This window comes from Streptococcus sp. oral taxon 071 str. 73H25AP, assembly GCF_000146755.1.
GTDB lineage: Bacteria > Bacillota > Bacilli > Lactobacillales > Streptococcaceae > Streptococcus > Streptococcus oralis_T.
The window spans coordinates 105,471-121,960 of the sequence record NZ_GL397254.1 but is presented as its reverse complement, the minus strand read 5'-3'; the positions used below and the strand labels follow the sequence as shown (position 1 = coordinate 121,960).

Here is a 16,490-nt window from a genome sequence, read left to right as displayed (position 1 = left end):
AAAAACAGGATGAAGAACAACTTCATCCTGTTTTATTTTTGAATCAAAGGTTATTATTACAGCAGGTATAAAAAGGCTAGGGTCAAGAGACTTGCTAGAAGCCCAACTCCCCAAAAGAAGAAGTCAACCTTCCACTCACTCCAAGGATTGCCCTTGCCTGAGAATCCTCCAAGTTCAAAATGGTGGTGGACAGGTGTCATACGGAAAATACGCTTCCCACCACTAAGTTTGAAGTAGGTGACCTGCATCATAACAGAGCTTGTCTCAAAGACATAGATAATCCCAATCAACAAAAGGGTCCATTCTTGGTGGAGAGCCATAGAAATAGCTGCCAGCATCCCACCAAGAGCCAAACTTCCCACATCTCCCATGAAGACCTTGGCAGGCTTGTGGTTAAAGACGAAGAAGCCTAACAAACCACCAATCATGGCAAGAATAACAAGAAGAATATCCAGTTGATTTTGCATATAAGCAATCACACCATAGGCCGACAAGCTAATCACCACGGAAATACTCGCTAAGCCGTCGATCCCGTCAGTCAGATTCACCGCATTTGAAAAGCCAACTAGCCAGAAAAGGGCAAAGAAGATATAGAAAATACCCAGATGAACTTGGTAGCCAAAAACTGAAAGCATGTCGCCACCACGCTCATAAAAGAGGTAGAAAATCACTCCTCCAAGCAACTGGAGAGCAAGCTTTTGCTTAGGATTCAATCCTTCGTTGATCTTACGGAAAATTTTGAGGAAATCATCCAAAAAACCTACCAAACCATACAAAACCAAGATAAACAAAATCATGCCTACATTGTTAGTCAATTGTTGGGTAAAGAGAGCGACAAGGAAGCTCACTACTACTGCAACGATCAGGAAGACAAGACCTCCCATGGTTGGAGTCCCAGCTTTAGCTTGGTGTTGCTTGACATCCTCGTGCATCTGCTGTCCTGTAATCTGTGCTTTTCGATAAAATCGGATAAAGGCTGGAATACCTATCAAGGTCAATAGAAAGGCTAGAACTCCAGCATTAATGGAACTAATCATGTTAATCTCCTAAAGTTATTTTCATTTTTTTAAGGTCTTTGAGAGCTGTATTGGCACGGACACTTTGTTTCTTGACCGTTTTGCCACTACCTTCCCACTCAACTTCTATATTTAGCCATTTGGCAAATGTTTGCACATTTTCATCTGTCCAGCCATACATATCAGGCATTTCTTCGACCTTATCTGACAGGATCAAGATTTGCTGATTGGCTTCCAAATTATCTCCTTCAGAAACCGAGAGCTCCTTGATCTTTGTTCCTGTTCCGATAACGATTGGTTGGACAAGGTTACGACGCAATTCCTCTGCTAGGTCACCCGGAGTAAAGTCCTTGGTAGCTGGCATAGCATAGCTGGTCGTCTTGCTGACCTGATCCAAGCTCTTGGCAGTTGACTGAAGATTGAGGGATTCTTTCATAGCAGAAGCTCGCTCAAGGATTGGGTTGGCAAACTCCCCAAGCTGAACGCCCGAATAATGCTCTGGCTGTTGCACCGTCACATAGAGGATAAAGTCAGGATTTTCTGCAGGATGCATTGACACAACAGAGAAGATATAGTTGGTTTCACCTGTCAGGTAACCTCCATTCTTCTCATCGGCAATCTGAGCAGTCCCTGATTTCAGGGCAACATTCTGACCTGGAACATTGACATTTGGTTTTCCTGTACTGTGGTTGTACATGGTACCGTAGACAGGATCTGTTCCGACCATGACCATGTGCTCCCGAGTAGAGGACGCTGCAGCTTTTGACACAGGATTTCCGACAATTTCCTTTTGAGACTTACGGACAGACTGGTCATTTGGATCATAGAGGGCACTGATAAATTTCGGCTCCAACATAACCCCATCGTTGGCAATGGCTGTAAAGGCACGAAGCATCTGGGTCTGGGTGACAGAGATCCCTTGTCCAAATGCACTCATGGCAATATTGACAATATTATCCGCAGGTAATTGACCTGTGTACTCATCTGTCAGACCAAAACGAGTTGGCACCCCAAACTTAAAGCGATTGAGATAGTCCAGCCAGGTTGCATCCCCCATCTTTTGCTCAAGTAAGGTCATCCCGATATTACTTGAGTGGGCAAATCCTTGAGAGAAAGTCATGGTGCCACCACTGGTCAATCCTTCATTGACGTCCCAGTCTCGAATGGTCGCATCAGCTATTTTCAATTCACTACTGTTAAAGTATTCCCCACCAGGGAAGGTATTGTTATCAATAGCTGAGGCCAACATCATCACCTTCATGGTCGATCCTGGCTCGTAGTTACTTTGATAGAGGATATCTCGCCAGACAAAGTCTTTTGTGATGCCATCCTTGGTATCTGCGTTAAAGGTCGGTCGTTGAGTTGTAGCGAGGATTTCCCCTGTTTTAGCGCTGACCAAGGTAGCCGTCATATACTTGCCTTTTACCTTTTCCTGGAAGGCATCCATCTGCGTTTCCATAAAGGATTGCAAGGGACTAGAAAGGGTTGTGTAGACATCCTTTCCATCTACCGTTTGTTGGGAAGCTTGATCTGTACCCGGAACGATGTTTCCCAGACGATCCTTCTCATAAGTGATAATCCCATCTGTACCTGCCAGAATGCTATTTAAAGAACTCTCCAAACCAGATGTTCCAATCAAGCTCTTGGTACCATCCTCATTTTCATGAAGTTGCGCTAAACCGATAAAGGAAGAAGCAAACTGTCCATTGGGATAACTACGGTTAGGGCTTGTTGTAAAGTCAACCCCCTCAACGCCAGCAGTTTTGAGGTCATTTTTAATAGCCATCATATTGGCATAGGTGATCCCATTTCCCTTGGTACCAAAAGATACCTGTTTTAGATCTGGCTGAGAAAGCTGTTCTTTGACATAGGACTCCTCCATATCCAGATACTTATGGAAAATTTCAGCTACCTTATTAAATTGAGAATCCTCTACATAGAGAATTTTGCCTGTTGCTGACTTGTAGGTCTTGTCAATAACGGCATAGATATTATACGAAGTCGCATCCTCAGCAATAGGCGTACCATTACGATCATAGATGGTTCCCCGTTTTGCAGGAATCGTCTTGGTTGTTTGGTGAACCTTTTTGGCCTCTTTGACCAAGTCCTTCCCAAATTTTTTACCCGTTCCGATAATGACCGCAAAGTTGACCAAAAAGACAGCGAAGAGTATGACAGCCAATAAACTTATGCTTTTCCCTACTCTTCTGCGGTTTTCTTCTGGAGATTTACGATTACGAACGGCATAACGGATGATTTTTTCTTTCCACTGTTTCATTTCTTACTCCGTTGCTCGGATATTTTCGTTATTCAGCTGCAAATTCTTAGAGTTTGCAATTTCTTTCAAACGTTCTGAACGAATCAATTCATTGACCTCTTGCTTGGCATCGTCGAGCTCTGTTTTCTTTTCTTCGATTTGAGCATTGACCTTGGTCAATTCATTCTGAACTTGTAATAGCTTGGTCTGCATAAACACAACGCTAACTGCCAGGATAATCATTGTTGCAGCAATCGAAACATAGAAGGCCTTTTCCACACGTGAAAAACCTTTAAACTTCGTTTGCAATAACTGGCTTGTTTTTTCAATTCTTTCTGCCATGTTTTTCCTCTTACTTGTGAATTTTTCTGGCCACGCGCAACTTGGCTGAATGCGAACGATTGTTGGCTACTAGCTCTTCGGCACTTGGCAAGATTGGCTTACGGGATACCAATTCCATCTTAGGCTTAAGATCATCTGGAATGAAGGGCAAGCCTTTTGGAACTTCCACTGTAGAAGCCTCCTTAAACAACTGCTTGGTCAAGCGGTCTTCCAGCGAATGGAAGGTAATGACCGAGATTCTACCATCCAGAGCCAGCATGTCCATGGCCTGCTGGATAGACTCATCTGCTGCCCCCAGCTCATCATTGACTTCGATTCGGATAGCCTGGAAAATCTGCTTGGCAGGATGACCCTTTTTCTTGAGCTCCTTGGCAGGCTTTGCCGACTTGATAATCTCTGCCAACTCAGTCGTCGTCTCAATTGGTTTCACCTCACGCGCTTGCTCAATCTTGCGGGCAATCTGTTTAGAAAACTTATCCTCACCATACTTAAAAAAGATCCGAACCAAGTCATGATAGTCATAATGATTGACCACCTCATAGGCCGTCAGACTAGCTTCCTGATTCATCCGCATATCCAGTGGCGCATCCTTTTTATAAGAAAAGCCACGCTCACGCTGATCCAGCTGAGGACTGGACACTCCCAAGTCATAACAAATTCCATCAATTTCCTGGACACCAGCCTCTTGCAAACGTGCCTGCAAATGACGGAAGTTATCCTTGATAAAGGTTACCATCCCCTTTTCGATATAGGGTGCCAACCGTTTTTGCGCATTGTCAATAGCATTCTGGTCCTGGTCAAAGGCATAGAGATGCCCTTTTTCGCTCAATTTACTTAATAAATATTCGCTATGGCCCGCTCCGCCCAAAGTCGCATCAACGTAGATACCGTCAGGTTTTACGTCAAGCATATCAATCGTTTCATGAAGCAAGACCGTTACATGATGAAATTCTTTTGTCATATCTTATCTATTTTACCACAAATCCGACCAGCTTGCACTTGTCAGACAAGGCTAAGTTTCTTCGAAAAAAATTCTCAAAAATATGTCATATATACTTGACATCTTACCCCCAAAAAGAATATAATATAGTCAAATATATGCGACATATCAAAAAGGAGACCCTATGAATCGTGTCAAAGAATTCCGCAAGGAACTGGGCATTTCTCAGCTCGATCTCGCCAAAGATATCGGTGTCTCGAGACAGACCATCAACATGATTGAAAACGACAAGTACAATCCAACCCTGGAACTCTGTCTCAATCTCGCCCGCAGCCTCCAAACTGACCTTAATAGTCTCTTTTGGGAAGACGATTTTTAAAAAAGGAGCAAACAAATGAAAAAAGAAACTCTCACTGACAAACTTATCAAACGCATATACGGTATTTCTGGTCCCCTTGACGAACACAAACGGCGCGAAGCCGATCGTATCGGGAATCAGGTCTTTATTGTCCTCTTTTATCTGATGACATTTGGCAATCTCATTCCCTTTGTCCTTGCTTATAAATACCCGCAAATTGTCGCTATTGGTTATCCTCTCGTGGTGTTTGGCATTTCGATGATGGCTGCCCTCTATGTGGTCTCCCAAACCAAGAAAACGGGCATCACAGCTATTGATACCGAAATGTTAAGCCAAAAAGAAAGTAAACAGCTACATTTTCCTGGTCTAAGAGTCGGTCTGATCTATGGCATAGCGATATTTTTTATAGTGCCACTCATCGATACTCTAACAAGTGAAAATCCAAATTTCATCAGTTCTCTTCTGAATTCAAAACATATTTTAAAAACTATACTGGGAGCGTTCTTTTTTGGACTGATGATGCAAATTGTTGTCTCTCTTCGCATTCAAAAGGCAAAGAAAGACCAAGAAGACGACTAGGAGGTGCCTTATGAAATCACTAGCTAGACTACTGATCATTCATGTTTTTATCAGTATTTTCCTTTCCTTCGCTCTTATTTCAGGAGCTGTTTCTCATACAGTTTTAATACTATTACTCCTCTTTCTTCCTGTACTCAATAAAGGACTTGAGAAAATGCAATCAAAACGGGTACCTATCCTCAACGCTGCCCTCTTCTTCCTCCTTATATCCTTTCCACAACTTTTAACCAACCCTGTCCAATGGAAATTTTCAATATTCCTAGTCATAACCATTATTTCAAGTTTGGCCTACTTCTATAACTTTTATCAAGTAGTTAAAGAAGGAGATCGAAAACAGTTGATTTAGGAGATTACTCCCATAATTTCTCATTTTATAGACAAATAATCCCATCCAGCTCATGCTAGATGGGATTATTTTATTTCTTAACAGAGGTTGCAAGTCATTTCCCTTTCATCTTAGAAAGTCGACTCTTTCCAACTCACACTACAATCCAAGACTTGTTGCCTTTCTTCTTGATTGCGGCCTTCAATCTGGTCAATCAAAATCTTTGTAGCCTGTTGTCCTTCTTCAAAGGCGGGCTGAACCAACGTCGAAACACTTGGAGAAGAAAAGCAAGTCCACTCCGTATTGTCGAAACCAATCAACCCAACTTGTGGCAAGTTATAATTCAACTCTTTGATAACGGTAAAGACTAGAGGTAGGGCCCAACAGTTAGGGACAAATACCAGAGTTTTTTCATCGGGATTGATTTCTTTTTGTAAAAATTCCTTAATTTGTTCCAAATTCGTATGCTTATCTTCAATGGTTAGACTAGCGTGGCGCATGTTAGCATCTGTTAAAGCATCCACAAAACCACTTGCCCGCTCAATCCGAGTACTCAAACGACTCGTATCCGCTGTAATCAAGAGAAAATGCTCATAACCTTTTTCGATACAGGACTGGGTCATGTCATAAACGGCATCATAGTTATTGGTTTTGACCCAGCTAGTCCGGTGTTCATAGAGCTGACTATCAAAAAAGACCATTTTCTTCTTTTTCTCATCGATAATACGAGAATATTTTCGGAAATTAGAGGTCGGCTGAATAATAAAGCCGTCTACTCCCAAGAGAAGCATGCTTTCAATATACCTGTCCTCACTCTCTTGGCTGTAATTACTATTTCCTATCATTACCTGGTAGCCATTCTGGCTGGCGATATCCTCAATTCCCTTAACAATTTGGTTTGAGAAACTGTTGGTAATATCACCAATCAAGACACCAATTAATTTTGTTCGTTTGGAGTTTAAGCTACGCGCAACAATGCTCGGTTTGTAATTTGTTTCATGAATAACTTTTTCAATCTTTTCACGTGTCTCTCGGGACATTTTTTCATATTTCCCGTTTAGGTAAAATGACACGGTTGTTTTCGAGGTCTGAGCCATTTCCGCAATGTCTTTTATGGTCAGTTTCTTCTCCAATCTAAAACACCTCCTACTAATACTTAGTATAACATATTTACTGTTCAAAAAGCCTATTTCTAGCACTGCAAGCGAATCATTCTCTCATTTATTTTATCATATACTAGACATTTTCCACGCATTTTTGTTCCGTCAACGAGGCACAATTTTTCACCTATACAAATATCCTCGCTTAACAACAGAATCAGCTTATCTGTTTCGTCATTTTTCACTTCAAAAGCCAGAGCATTTTCTACTTCATGACCATCTGTCTGGTAGACAGAATGACGGGTGATTTCAAAACTTTCATGCGCAATGATGGTATAATCCAGCATCTGATTCTCAAAGAATTGGTGTTTCGTGAGTTTGCTACTTTTTTCAAGCTCATTGTATTTAGGAGAAATAATGGTATCTTCCAAATCAAAATCAACTTCACTCCATAGTTTCAACTGATTGATTTTCCCATCTTGATAGGTCACATCCTTGTCAAGGATAAACTGAGTCAACGACTCATGCTGACCTTGACACCTGATGTCATCTACCAAGAGCCACACATCCTCTGCCAACATGAGGATTTTTCTCCTGTGAAGATAAGGCAAATCAGGTTCTGCTGACCAATAAGCCCCCTCAATATAATGCACTCCCTCCCTTTCTTTATGGTGACAAAACAGGGAGTGAGGATAGTATTCATATTCCCAGGATCCCGTGATTCTTTCCGGAGCTTTCCCATCTACAATGCAGGTTGAATGACTCCAAGCACTCTTTAAGAGATAACGTTCATCTATCTCCCGATAAGAATAACGCCCAGCATCTATGAAAATCGGTTGACCTTGATACTGTAAGCAAAAACTATTCTCGTCACTATGGCTATGGGCACTTCCTAGCGGACCGTTTTTGAAAAATAGATAACGATGTTCATCCTTAATGCAGACATGTCCAGAGTCTTCAAAAATCATGGACTTAGGCTGCCAAGCTCTCTTTTCAAATCCCTGCAGTCGCTTGACCTTTTCTCGCCCCAGGAACAAGAGGCTAAGCAAATCGACTTTAACATCCAGACCGTTAAGAAGGTCTTCCTTGTTCAAAACCACAGCAGACAAGCTCAAAATTTCTGTCGTTTCTGTAGAATCACTATCACCAAAAGCTAAGGTCCGTCCATCTAGACCTGTCATCATCTGAATGTAAGTTGCCATCTTTTCCAGCAGCTCTTGAAAGCTATCTTGCAAGTCTGGAAGCAAGAGACACAAGTCCAGCAAGGCTTTATAAACCTCTACATGATAGAGAATCGACTGTTCAAACTGGCTTCCATCTTCTAAAATCTGTGTCTCGATCTGCTGTTTCAACTCCTTTGAAGCAAAATGGTAAGCTTCTTCTAGGTCCATCTTATCTGAAAAGAAATGATAGATTGCAAGTATCGGAATAGTTTGTAAAATCCCCCAGTTACTAAGGGTGTACTTGGCGCGATAGTGGCTTTTCATAAAGTCAATCTGCTTTTCTAGACTGACCAAAATTTTCTCTAGTTCTTTCTCCTCTAGCAAGTCAAATTTCAAGAGGAGCAAGAGGAGTTTCAACCAAGCAAAGGAACGAATACCCGTATCCAAGGTTCTAGTCATCAAAGATTGAGGAGAAAATTCTCTCACCTGCTCAATCCAATCAAATAGAAAGAACTTGCACTTTTGGATATAGCCCTTATCTCCTTCTACCAGATACCCAATCATAAACTGCAAGAGATATTCTTGTCGATTGAGCATATAAGCCCATTCTGGATCATCTTCAAATACTTGATTCCACACCATCGGCTGGATTTGATGGATTTTTGAACAAGGTTCCATATCCCAAGGACTATCAAACATAAAACGATTGTCCATCAAGCGTTCAAGGGAACTCTTGACTTTCTCATAGTCTTTTGAACAGTGGGACAAGATATAATCACGATATTGGTTTCCATCAATTCTTTCAAAAAATTGTCTTCTTTCTTCTTTCATTATCTATTACCAGAAAAAGAACTACTTAAAAAGCAGTTCTTTTGTCTTTCCCATTACACTTTCCTTTTCTACATAGATGACCACACCTTTTGCAATCTGCAAGGAGACCAAGTCATCTTTGATAGAAATGATTTTTCCATGAATTCCAGACAATAACAACACTTCATCACCAGATTTTAAAGAAGCTAAATACTCTTGTCGTTGCTCCATCTGTTTGTGAAGCAACTTTTGCTGACGAATAGATTGAAAGCTTGACAGTAAAAGGGGGCTAACTGCCAAGACAATCACTATTCCATAAAACAATGTTGTATCCATTAAGCTAGAATCTTAAGCCAGCTTCCGATAATTCCGATGATAACTGTTAAAATAACGAGTTTATATGTTGTCCATTTCTTTTCTTTGATCAAGTAGTAAACTAAAAGTGTAAATAGGGCTGGTAGAAGAGCTGGAGCAACCTTATCAAGCATTCCCTGAATACTTACGATACTTTGTTTAGCGTCTGCTTTAACTTCCCCTGCAGCAAAGGTGATCGGCACCATAATCTTAACAGATGTCGCTGCCAAACCAGCAATTACGGTTACACCGATAATATTGGCAATACGAGAAATCGTTGCCATCTGCTCGCTTAGTTTATCAATCACAGTTGTTCCCAGTTTGTACCCATACAGACCAGTTGACAATTTAATCGCTGTTAAAATCGTATTCATCGCAAGGAAGAACAAGATTGGACCGACAACCAGGCCTTCTTGAGCAAACGAAGCTGCGATGGTCGAGAACAATGGAGCTAAACAGAATTGTGAGAGAGAATCCCCAATACCTGCTAATGGCCCCATCAAGGCCATCTTGATGCTACGTGTCTCTTTTGCCGGACGGCCATTTTCCAACATTACAAGATGCAAGCTGGTAATAAAAGGCAGGAAGTGTGGGTTGGTATTATAGAATTCACAGTTTTCTTCCAAGGCTTGGTAGAAACCTTCCTGATCCTCTCCATAGTGTTTTTTCAAAGCAGGATACATCACATTGGCATATCCCAACCCTTGATAGTTACTATAGTTAAATCCATTTTGACAAAAGAATGCCCGCAAAGACGTTTTAAGATAATCACGTTTTGTTAATTTGTTAGATCCAGTCATCGTGTGCTTCCTCCTCTACCACATGATTCGCTGTTTTTGGCTTGTTATAAAATTCAATCAAAGCAAAGATAGTACCTACAATTGCAATACCAATTGTTGGGATGTTTAGATAAGCCGCACAAACATATCCCAACAAGACAAACGGAATCAACTCTTTCTTAGCCATCACTGACAAGATCATTGCAAAACCGATAGCTGGGAGCATTTTACCAGCAACTGTCAAACCTGTAAGCAATACTGGCGGAATGTAATCTACGAGTTTCAACAAGGTATCCATTGAAAGGGCACCCAAGCAACCCAAGGTAAAGCCGATAAAGGCAAACAACCAAATTGTTGCATTTAGAGTGAACTTGAATTTCTTCAAATTATGGTTTTTCAAGTGCTTCATCGCCGTTTCAGGCGCACCAGCACGTACAGTATAGGCGAAAGTTTGTAAGAATTGAATCGCCACAGCAATCGGAGTAGAGAGGGCAAGAGCCGCTTCTGGACTGACTTTACCAGCACTAGTGATAGCCATCAAGGTACCAAAGATACCAGGTCCGATTGGGTTTGGTGGAACCGTACCTCCAGCACCAACACCGAATCCCATATAAGCCAATTCACCAATAGCTCCCATTGCAAGAGCAGTAGGCAAATCACCTAGAATAATTCCGACACCAAACGACAAAACAATACATCTATTGGTGTAAATCCCTAACAGCATTCCACTAAAACAGAAAGCTGTCCATAATCCAATTAAAATCGCTTGAAATACATTAATCGACATAACGATCTCCTCTTTTAAATATAGTCCATAATGTTGACTTCAACAGCTCCATCGTTTCCTGTTGGAGTTGTTTTCGTATTAAATGTTACTTGATAAGTTTGGTTCAATTCCTTGAGGGCTGCCTTGTCCTCTTCACCTAGGAAGATAGAGCGTGTCACCTGCTCTTTACCAGGGGCATTGTGAATGTTCCCGATATTGATTTCTTTAATTGGAACACCACCTTCTACCAAGGTTAAAGCATCTTTTACATCCTTCACAACGATAAAGATCGTTTGAGCAGGATTAGCCTTGTGAATGATATCAATCACCTTTTGCAAAGGGAAGAAACGCATAGCAACTGAGTCTGGCACAACTGTTTTCATCAGAGTTTGTTGCATCTTATCTGTGCTCACTTCGTCATTAGCAACAATAACTGTATTACACCCCAGGTATTTTACCCAAAGTTGTCCTTGCCCGTGAATTAAACGTTCATCGATACGGGTCATAATAATATTTGGCGTCGTCATATTTCTCCTCCTACCAATATAGGTTCCAGTCTTTGTAGAAACGGATTAGAGCTTCTAGGTAATAGTAGTCACCCCAGATATTGCCTTCATCCACTCCTTTACCTGAATGCCATGAGTACACACCGTGGAGGAGACTTGTTCCACCAGGGATAAATTGATCATTTGCATACTGTTCAATCAGAGAACGAAGCATAGCATGCATAGCATGTTTATAAATATCTTTGTCAGCGTCAACCTCTGGAAGATGTTTTAGCATTTCATGAATCCCACAGACGGCGATAGCTGTTGCTGAAGAATCTCGTGATTGATCACTACCATCATTAAAAATCAAATCCCAATAAGAAACATGATCTTTTGGCAGACGATTCAAGAAATAATTGGTTACACCCTTAAACAAGTCAAAGCAGGACTCGTCTTTCAGGTGACGATAAGTCAAAGGAATACCATAGACTCCCCATGATTGCCCACGCGCCCAGCACGAATCATCGCTATATCCCTGTCTCGTTACACCTTTAAGAGGTTGACCTGTTTCAGGATCAAAATAGAAGGTGTGGAAGGATGAGGCGTCATTACGGATAACATTATTAGCCGAAGCATAGAAATGGTTTTCTGCAATATCGTAGTATTTTTGATCGCCTGTTTCTTGATAAGCAAAGAACAAGAGTTGAATATTGAGCAAGCAGTCGATAATCAAACGGTAATGTTCTTTCTCGCCCAAGTCTCCCCAAGCCTGAATGAAGCCACCTTTTTCTTGATAGCGTTCAATCAACTTATCTGCAGCTTTCAAGGCTGCTTCTCTAGCCTCTCCATCTCCATTTATCTTATATCCAGCCATACAAGACGGTGTGTACAAAAAACCGAGATCATGGTGATCCAACTCCACTCTCTTATTAACACGTTCCAGGAAAGAAAGAACATTTTTATGAGCGATGTTTTTAAATGCATCCTGTTGACTGTATTCATAAGCCAACCACAGTTCTCCTGTCCAGAAACCATTGGTCCATTCCGTGTTATCCATGATTGGATAGACATTATCAAAGGTAGCTGGCGTCGGGAAATCTTCCTTGAAATAGTTAAGGTTGAGTTCTAACTGCCGAATAACCTTATCAATTGCCTGGCCGACTTCTTCTTTCGTCAGAAGTGGTACTTCTAAGAAGCGCTCAGGCGATTTTATTTCTTCAATCGTAACCTTTTTTATCATTCTTTTACCCTTTAAATACCCGATTCGAAATCTTCTTCCTCTGCCTCTGCATCCGTTGAAAACAATTCTTTACCATTTACGACTCCGCCCTGGGCCGCCTCTACTGATTTATTAACAACCTCATCAAAGCTATGAGCCATTCTAGCAAAGACTGCTTCCATTAACATGGCTAAGTTCAAACCCGAGAGAACATTCATTGTTTTGGCTGGATTTTCCCCCATTATGGTAGAAGAAACCTTGAATGGCGATCCTCCCAAGAGATCACTTAGGATTAAAACCTCTTCTTCATTTGAAATTGCAAGTAAGATTTTTTGCTTGAGTTCATCTGCTGACATTCCTTCCACAAAGTCAATCGCCTCCACATTTTCTTGATTGCCTGCAATCAATTGTAAAGAACTATAAATCCCTGTGGCAAAATGTCCATGCCCTACAAGTACAATTTTCATCTTTTCTCCTTCCTTGTTTGAGTTTACCGGTTTACTTTACATTTCCCATTGTAAACCTTTATTTTTATCTTGTCAATAGTTTTTTTAAAAAAATATTAGCGCTTTCATTGTTTATTTAACCATTGCAATAGACAGAAATTTCAAAATCTTCCGTTTTTTAGAAAAACAAAGATTTTTAGAAATAAAAATATTTAATCATTGACAAAACCGGTTTACTAGAATATAATTTGGTTATAGAGAAGTCTTAACAAATTTGAAAGGAAGTATCAAATGACAAATACATCATTCTCAATTGAGCAGTTTTCTTTAAAAGGAAAAATTGCTCTCATCACCGGCGCTTCTTATGGAATTGGATTTGCTATTGCCAAATCCTACGCTGAGGCCGGCGCTACTATTGTCTTTAACGATATCAATCAAGACCTGGTCAATAAAGGGATTGAAGCTTATCGTCAAGTCGGCATCGAAGCCCATGGGTATGTCTGTGATGTGACAGACGAGGACGGTATCCAAGCCATGGTCAAGCAAATCGAACAAGAGGTTGGTGTCATTGACATCCTCGTTAATAACGCTGGTATTATCCGCCGCGTTCCAATGTGCGAAATGAGCGCCGCTGATTTCCGTAAGGTCATCGATATTGACTTAAACGCACCATTTATCGTTTCAAAAGCAGTCATTCCTTCTATGATAAAGAAAGGGCATGGAAAGATTATCAATATTTGTTCGATGATGAGCGAACTGGGACGTGAAACAGTTAGCGCTTATGCTGCCGCTAAAGGAGGCTTGAAAATGTTGACCCGCAACATTGCGTCTGAATACGGTGGAGCCAATATCCAATGTAACGGAATCGGACCGGGTTATATTGCCACTCCTCAAACAGCACCTCTTCGTGAGTTGCAAGAAGATGGTTCTCGCCACCCATTTGACCAGTTCATCATTGCAAAAACACCTGCTGCACGTTGGGGAAATCCTGAAGATTTAATGGGCCCTGCTGTCTTTCTCGCTAGTGATGCCAGCAATTTTGTCAATGGCCACATCCTATATGTAGATGGCGGTATCTTAGCCTACATCGGAAAACAACCTGAGTAAAAATAGAAAGAGGATCTTATGAAAATCGCATTAATCAATGAAAATAGTCAAGCTAGTAAGAATCACATTATTTACGATAGTCTGAAAGAAGCAACAGATAAAAAAGGCTACCAATTATTTAACTATGGCATGCGTGGAGAAGGAGGTGAAAATCCATTAACATACGTACAAAACGGCCTAATGGCTGCCATCCTTTTAAATACAAAAGCAGTCGACTTTGTTGTTACCGGCTGTGGTACAGGTGTAGGGGCTATGCTTGCTTTGAACAGTTTCCCTGGTGTTGTCTGTGGTCTAGCAGTGGACCCAACTGACGCTTACCTTTATTCTCAAATCAATGGTGGTAACGCCTTGTCTATCCCTTATGCCAAAGGATTTGGCTGGGGGGCAGAACTGACCCTCAAATTGATGTTTGAACGCTTATTTGCTGAAGAAATGGGCGGTGGCTACCCAAGAGAACGTGTAATCCCTGAACAACGCAACGCTCGTATCTTAAACGAGGTGAAACAAATCACCTACAATGATTTGATGACCATCCTTAAAACAATCGACCAAGACTTCCTCAAAGACACCATCTCTGGCAAATACTTCCAAGAATACTTCTTTGAAAACTGCCAAGATGATGAAGTCGCTGCTTATTTGAAAGAAGTATTAGCCAAGTAAAGCTATTCTAAACCAGAAAGGAACTAATGGATGACGAAAATATTACTGTTTGGCGAACCATTAATTCGAATCTCACCATTAGATGCCACCAGTATCGGCGATCATGTTGCCAGTTCGACTTATTTTGGCGGATCAGAAATTAACATCGCTTGTAATTTGCAAGCCCTGGGTATCTCAACAAAAGTCTTTACCGCACTCCCTGCCAACGAGATTGGAGATCGTTTTCTCACATTCTTGAAACAGCACCAAATCGATACCAGTTCAATCTGTCGGCTTGGCGATCGAATCGGCCTCTACTATTTAGAGAACGGCTTTGGTTGTCGTCAAAGTGAAGTTTTCTACGACCGCAAACATACGAGTATCAGCCAGATTCGACCAAACATGCTAGATATGGATTCTCTCTTTCAGGGGATTAGCCATTTTCATTTTAGTGGAATCACTGTAGCTATCGGTCAAGAGGTCCGTACGCTCCTTCTCCTACTCTTGGAAGAAGCCAAGCGCCTAGGGATTATCGTTTCAATGGATCTCAATCTGAGAACAAAGATGATTTCAGTCCTAGAAGCCAAGTATGAATTTTCTAAGTTTGCACGTTTCGCTGACTATTGCTTTGGTATTGATCCTCTCATGATTGATGACCAAAATCTAGAGATGTTCCCAAGAGACAGAGCCAGCCTAAAAGAGGTGGAAAATCGCATGCGACAATTAAAAGAAGCCTATGGTTTCAAGGCCATTTTCCATACCCTCCGCTCTAGTGATGAGCAAGACAAAAATGTCTATCAAGCCTATGCTCTGGGAGAACGATTTGAAGAGTCTGTCCAACTAAAAACTGCAGTCTATCAACGAGTTGGTAGCGGGGATGCCTTTATCTCTGGTGCCCTTTACCAACTACTCCATCATTCCTCCCTAAAAACTAGCATTGACTTTGCAGTTGCGAGCGCAACTCTCAAATGTACTCTTCCAGGAGACCATCTCTCCACTCCCGCAGCTAGTATTGAAAAATTACTGGAAAATGCACAAGATATCATTCGTTAGGAGAATTACATGACCAAATCAGATACGATTATTGAACTAAAAAAACAAAAAATTGTCGCTGTCATTCGAGGAAATACAAAGGAAGAAGGACTACAAGCCTCGATTGCTTGTATCAAGGGCGGTATCAAAGCTATTGAAATTGCCTATACCAATCAGTATGCAGGGCAAATCATCAAGGAACTTGTAGACTTGTATCAGGACGATCAGAGTGTTTGTATCGGTGCAGGTACTGTGCTTGATGCCGTAACTGCTAGAGATGCCATTCTAGCCGGAGCAAATTACGTTGTTTCTCCATCTTTCCATGCTGAAACTGCAAAAATGTGCAATCTTTACAGCACACCGTACATTCCAGGCTGTATTACCCTCACAGAGATAACGACTGCACTTGAAGCCGGTAGTGAAATCATCAAACTCTTCCCAGGTAGTGCTCTCAGTCCATCATATATCTCTGCAGTCAAGGCACCGATCCCACAAGTTTCCGTAATGGTAACCGGAGGAGTCGGCCTAAATAACATTCCTCAATGGTTCGCTGCTGGTGCAGACGCCGTTGGAATTGGTGGCGAACTCAATAAACTCGCTTCCCAAGGCGACTTTGACCGCATCAGCGAGATTGCCCAACAGTATGTTACACTCAGATAAAATGAAGTGAAAAAGGATAAGTTAACACTTATCCTTTTTAAAAAGAAAAATCCGAAGACATTTTACCTTCTTCGGATTTTTCTATTTTCTACGGTTCCACGTGATTCATC

General features: G+C 41.3%; 19 protein-coding genes. 7 read left to right on the top strand and 12 right to left on the bottom strand.

Annotation, left to right across the window (positions count from 1 at the left end; genetic code table 11):
- Window positions 1-56 precede the first annotated feature (56 nt).
- From mraY to rsmH, 4 genes are read right to left on the bottom strand one after another with little or no spacing between them, the layout of a single operon-like run.
- On the bottom strand, window positions 57-1,037 hold the full coding sequence (gene mraY, locus HMPREF9189_RS02890) for a phospho-N-acetylmuramoyl-pentapeptide-transferase (protein WP_000625779.1): 981 nt from the start codon (window positions 1,035-1,037) through the stop codon (window positions 57-59).
- Window position 1,038: 1 nt separating this feature from the next.
- Window positions 1,039-3,294, bottom strand: a complete 2,256-nt coding sequence (pbp2X, locus tag HMPREF9189_RS02885) for a penicillin-binding protein PBP2X (RefSeq protein WP_000816031.1) — start codon at window positions 3,292-3,294, stop codon at window positions 1,039-1,041.
- A 3-nt stretch (window positions 3,295-3,297) separates the two neighbouring features.
- Window positions 3,298-3,615 carry a cell division protein FtsL gene (gene ftsL, locus HMPREF9189_RS02880; RefSeq protein ID WP_000840799.1) on the bottom strand — a complete coding sequence of 106 codons (318 nt, stop codon included), beginning with the start codon at window positions 3,613-3,615 and terminating at the stop codon, window positions 3,298-3,300.
- A 10-nt stretch (window positions 3,616-3,625) separates the two neighbouring features.
- Window positions 3,626-4,576 carry a 16S rRNA (cytosine(1402)-N(4))-methyltransferase RsmH gene (rsmH, locus tag HMPREF9189_RS02875; RefSeq protein WP_000159389.1) on the bottom strand — a complete coding sequence of 317 codons (951 nt, stop codon included), beginning with the start codon at window positions 4,574-4,576 and terminating at the stop codon, window positions 3,626-3,628.
- Between the two features lie 163 nt (window positions 4,577-4,739).
- Here rsmH and HMPREF9189_RS02870 point away from each other — a divergent pair, with 163 nt between their 5' ends.
- The 3 genes from HMPREF9189_RS02870 to HMPREF9189_RS02860 are packed head-to-tail and all read left to right on the top strand — an operon-like array spanning window position 4,740 to window position 5,838.
- Window positions 4,740-4,934 carry a helix-turn-helix transcriptional regulator gene (locus HMPREF9189_RS02870; protein WP_001082467.1) on the top strand — a complete coding sequence of 65 codons (195 nt, stop codon included), beginning with the start codon at window positions 4,740-4,742 and terminating at the stop codon, window positions 4,932-4,934.
- Window positions 4,935-4,949: 15 nt separating this feature from the next.
- Window positions 4,950-5,492: a DUF3278 domain-containing protein gene (locus HMPREF9189_RS11925; RefSeq protein ID WP_000712407.1), complete on the top strand. Its 543-nt coding sequence runs from the start codon at window positions 4,950-4,952 to the stop codon at window positions 5,490-5,492.
- A gap of 10 nt (window positions 5,493-5,502) precedes the next feature.
- Complete coding sequence (locus tag HMPREF9189_RS02860) at window positions 5,503-5,838, top strand: hypothetical protein (protein WP_000838122.1); 336 nt, start codon at window positions 5,503-5,505, stop codon at window positions 5,836-5,838.
- Window positions 5,839-5,948: 110 nt separating this feature from the next.
- Here HMPREF9189_RS02860 and HMPREF9189_RS02855 read toward each other — a convergent pair whose 3' ends face one another.
- Genes HMPREF9189_RS02855 through HMPREF9189_RS02820 form a run of 8 tightly spaced genes read right to left on the bottom strand, consistent with a single transcriptional unit; the run spans window position 5,949 to window position 12,963 of the window.
- On the bottom strand, window positions 5,949-6,950 hold the full coding sequence (locus HMPREF9189_RS02855; protein ID WP_000412460.1) for a LacI family DNA-binding transcriptional regulator: 1,002 nt from the start codon (window positions 6,948-6,950) through the stop codon (window positions 5,949-5,951).
- A gap of 59 nt (window positions 6,951-7,009) precedes the next feature.
- A complete protein-coding gene (locus tag HMPREF9189_RS02850; RefSeq protein WP_000657070.1) occupies window positions 7,010-8,911 on the bottom strand; it encodes an alginate lyase family protein in 1,902 nt (633 codons plus the stop codon).
- Between the two features lie 21 nt (window positions 8,912-8,932).
- Window positions 8,933-9,226 (bottom strand): preprotein translocase subunit YajC, encoded by a 294-nt coding sequence (gene yajC, locus HMPREF9189_RS02845; protein ID WP_000381743.1) that lies wholly within the window; start codon window positions 9,224-9,226, stop codon window positions 8,933-8,935.
- The gene (locus HMPREF9189_RS02840; protein WP_000148013.1) at window positions 9,226-10,044 is read right to left on the bottom strand and encodes a PTS system mannose/fructose/sorbose family transporter subunit IID; all 819 of its coding nucleotides are present in this window, start codon (window positions 10,042-10,044) and stop codon (window positions 9,226-9,228) included. Before HMPREF9189_RS02840 ends, yajC begins: the two co-directional genes overlap by 1 nt.
- On the bottom strand, window positions 10,031-10,810 hold the full coding sequence (locus HMPREF9189_RS02835; RefSeq protein WP_000026611.1) for a PTS mannose/fructose/sorbose/N-acetylgalactosamine transporter subunit IIC: 780 nt from the start codon (window positions 10,808-10,810) through the stop codon (window positions 10,031-10,033). Before HMPREF9189_RS02835 ends, HMPREF9189_RS02840 begins: the two co-directional genes overlap by 14 nt.
- A 14-nt stretch (window positions 10,811-10,824) precedes the next feature.
- A complete protein-coding gene (locus HMPREF9189_RS02830; protein ID WP_000211084.1) occupies window positions 10,825-11,316 on the bottom strand; it encodes a PTS system mannose/fructose/N-acetylgalactosamine-transporter subunit IIB in 492 nt (163 codons plus the stop codon).
- A 10-nt stretch (window positions 11,317-11,326) separates the two neighbouring features.
- Entirely contained in the window at window positions 11,327-12,517 is a 1,191-nt protein-coding gene (locus HMPREF9189_RS02825; RefSeq protein ID WP_000592930.1) for a glycoside hydrolase family 88 protein, read from the bottom strand.
- Between the two features lie 11 nt (window positions 12,518-12,528).
- Complete coding sequence (locus HMPREF9189_RS02820; RefSeq protein ID WP_000706824.1) at window positions 12,529-12,963, bottom strand: PTS sugar transporter subunit IIA; 435 nt, start codon at window positions 12,961-12,963, stop codon at window positions 12,529-12,531.
- Window positions 12,964-13,233: 270 nt separating this feature from the next.
- Here HMPREF9189_RS02820 and HMPREF9189_RS02815 point away from each other — a divergent pair, with 270 nt between their 5' ends.
- The 4 genes from HMPREF9189_RS02815 to HMPREF9189_RS02800 are packed head-to-tail and all read left to right on the top strand — an operon-like array spanning window position 13,234 to window position 16,380.
- Window positions 13,234-14,049 carry a gluconate 5-dehydrogenase gene (locus HMPREF9189_RS02815; RefSeq protein ID WP_000185882.1) on the top strand — a complete coding sequence of 272 codons (816 nt, stop codon included), beginning with the start codon at window positions 13,234-13,236 and terminating at the stop codon, window positions 14,047-14,049.
- A gap of 18 nt (window positions 14,050-14,067) precedes the next feature.
- On the top strand, window positions 14,068-14,709 hold the full coding sequence (locus HMPREF9189_RS02810) for an RpiB/LacA/LacB family sugar-phosphate isomerase (protein WP_000684788.1): 642 nt from the start codon (window positions 14,068-14,070) through the stop codon (window positions 14,707-14,709).
- A 30-nt stretch (window positions 14,710-14,739) separates the two neighbouring features.
- A complete protein-coding gene (locus HMPREF9189_RS02805) occupies window positions 14,740-15,741 on the top strand; it encodes a sugar kinase (RefSeq protein ID WP_000161494.1) in 1,002 nt (333 codons plus the stop codon).
- 9 nt (window positions 15,742-15,750) lie between these two features.
- Complete coding sequence (locus HMPREF9189_RS02800) at window positions 15,751-16,380, top strand: bifunctional 4-hydroxy-2-oxoglutarate aldolase/2-dehydro-3-deoxy-phosphogluconate aldolase (RefSeq protein ID WP_000167290.1); 630 nt, start codon at window positions 15,751-15,753, stop codon at window positions 16,378-16,380.
- Window positions 16,381-16,490 lie beyond the last annotated feature (110 nt).

What these genes read in the sequence shown, in the direction of transcription:
- mraY (WP_000625779.1), bottom strand. Translation starts at nt 1,037, where the DNA reads ATGATTAGTTCCATTAATGCTGGAGTTCTAGCCTTTCTATTGACCTTG.
- pbp2X (WP_000816031.1), bottom strand. Translation starts at nt 3,294, where the DNA reads ATGAAACAGTGGAAAGAAAAAATCATCCGTTATGCCGTTCGTAATCGT.
- ftsL (WP_000840799.1), bottom strand. Translation starts at nt 3,615, where the DNA reads ATGGCAGAAAGAATTGAAAAAACAAGCCAGTTATTGCAAACGAAGTTT.
- rsmH (WP_000159389.1), bottom strand. Translation starts at nt 4,576, where the DNA reads ATGACAAAAGAATTTCATCATGTAACGGTCTTGCTTCATGAAACGATT.
- HMPREF9189_RS02870 (WP_001082467.1), top strand. Translation starts at nt 4,740, where the DNA reads ATGAATCGTGTCAAAGAATTCCGCAAGGAACTGGGCATTTCTCAGCTC.
- HMPREF9189_RS11925 (WP_000712407.1), top strand. Translation starts at nt 4,950, where the DNA reads ATGAAAAAAGAAACTCTCACTGACAAACTTATCAAACGCATATACGGT.
- HMPREF9189_RS02860 (WP_000838122.1), top strand. Translation starts at nt 5,503, where the DNA reads ATGAAATCACTAGCTAGACTACTGATCATTCATGTTTTTATCAGTATT.
- HMPREF9189_RS02850 (WP_000657070.1), bottom strand. Translation starts at nt 8,911, where the DNA reads ATGAAAGAAGAAAGAAGACAATTTTTTGAAAGAATTGATGGAAACCAA.
- yajC (WP_000381743.1), bottom strand. Translation starts at nt 9,226, where the DNA reads ATGGATACAACATTGTTTTATGGAATAGTGATTGTCTTGGCAGTTAGC.
- HMPREF9189_RS02840 (WP_000148013.1), bottom strand. Translation starts at nt 10,044, where the DNA reads ATGACTGGATCTAACAAATTAACAAAACGTGATTATCTTAAAACGTCT.
- HMPREF9189_RS02835 (WP_000026611.1), bottom strand. Translation starts at nt 10,810, where the DNA reads ATGTCGATTAATGTATTTCAAGCGATTTTAATTGGATTATGGACAGCT.
- HMPREF9189_RS02830 (WP_000211084.1), bottom strand. Translation starts at nt 11,316, where the DNA reads ATGACGACGCCAAATATTATTATGACCCGTATCGATGAACGTTTAATT.
- HMPREF9189_RS02825 (WP_000592930.1), bottom strand. Translation starts at nt 12,517, where the DNA reads ATGATAAAAAAGGTTACGATTGAAGAAATAAAATCGCCTGAGCGCTTC.
- HMPREF9189_RS02820 (WP_000706824.1), bottom strand. Translation starts at nt 12,963, where the DNA reads ATGAAAATTGTACTTGTAGGGCATGGACATTTTGCCACAGGGATTTAT.
- HMPREF9189_RS02815 (WP_000185882.1), top strand. Translation starts at nt 13,234, where the DNA reads ATGACAAATACATCATTCTCAATTGAGCAGTTTTCTTTAAAAGGAAAA.
- HMPREF9189_RS02810 (WP_000684788.1), top strand. Translation starts at nt 14,068, where the DNA reads ATGAAAATCGCATTAATCAATGAAAATAGTCAAGCTAGTAAGAATCAC.
- HMPREF9189_RS02805 (WP_000161494.1), top strand. Translation starts at nt 14,740, where the DNA reads ATGACGAAAATATTACTGTTTGGCGAACCATTAATTCGAATCTCACCA.
- HMPREF9189_RS02800 (WP_000167290.1), top strand. Translation starts at nt 15,751, where the DNA reads ATGACCAAATCAGATACGATTATTGAACTAAAAAAACAAAAAATTGTC.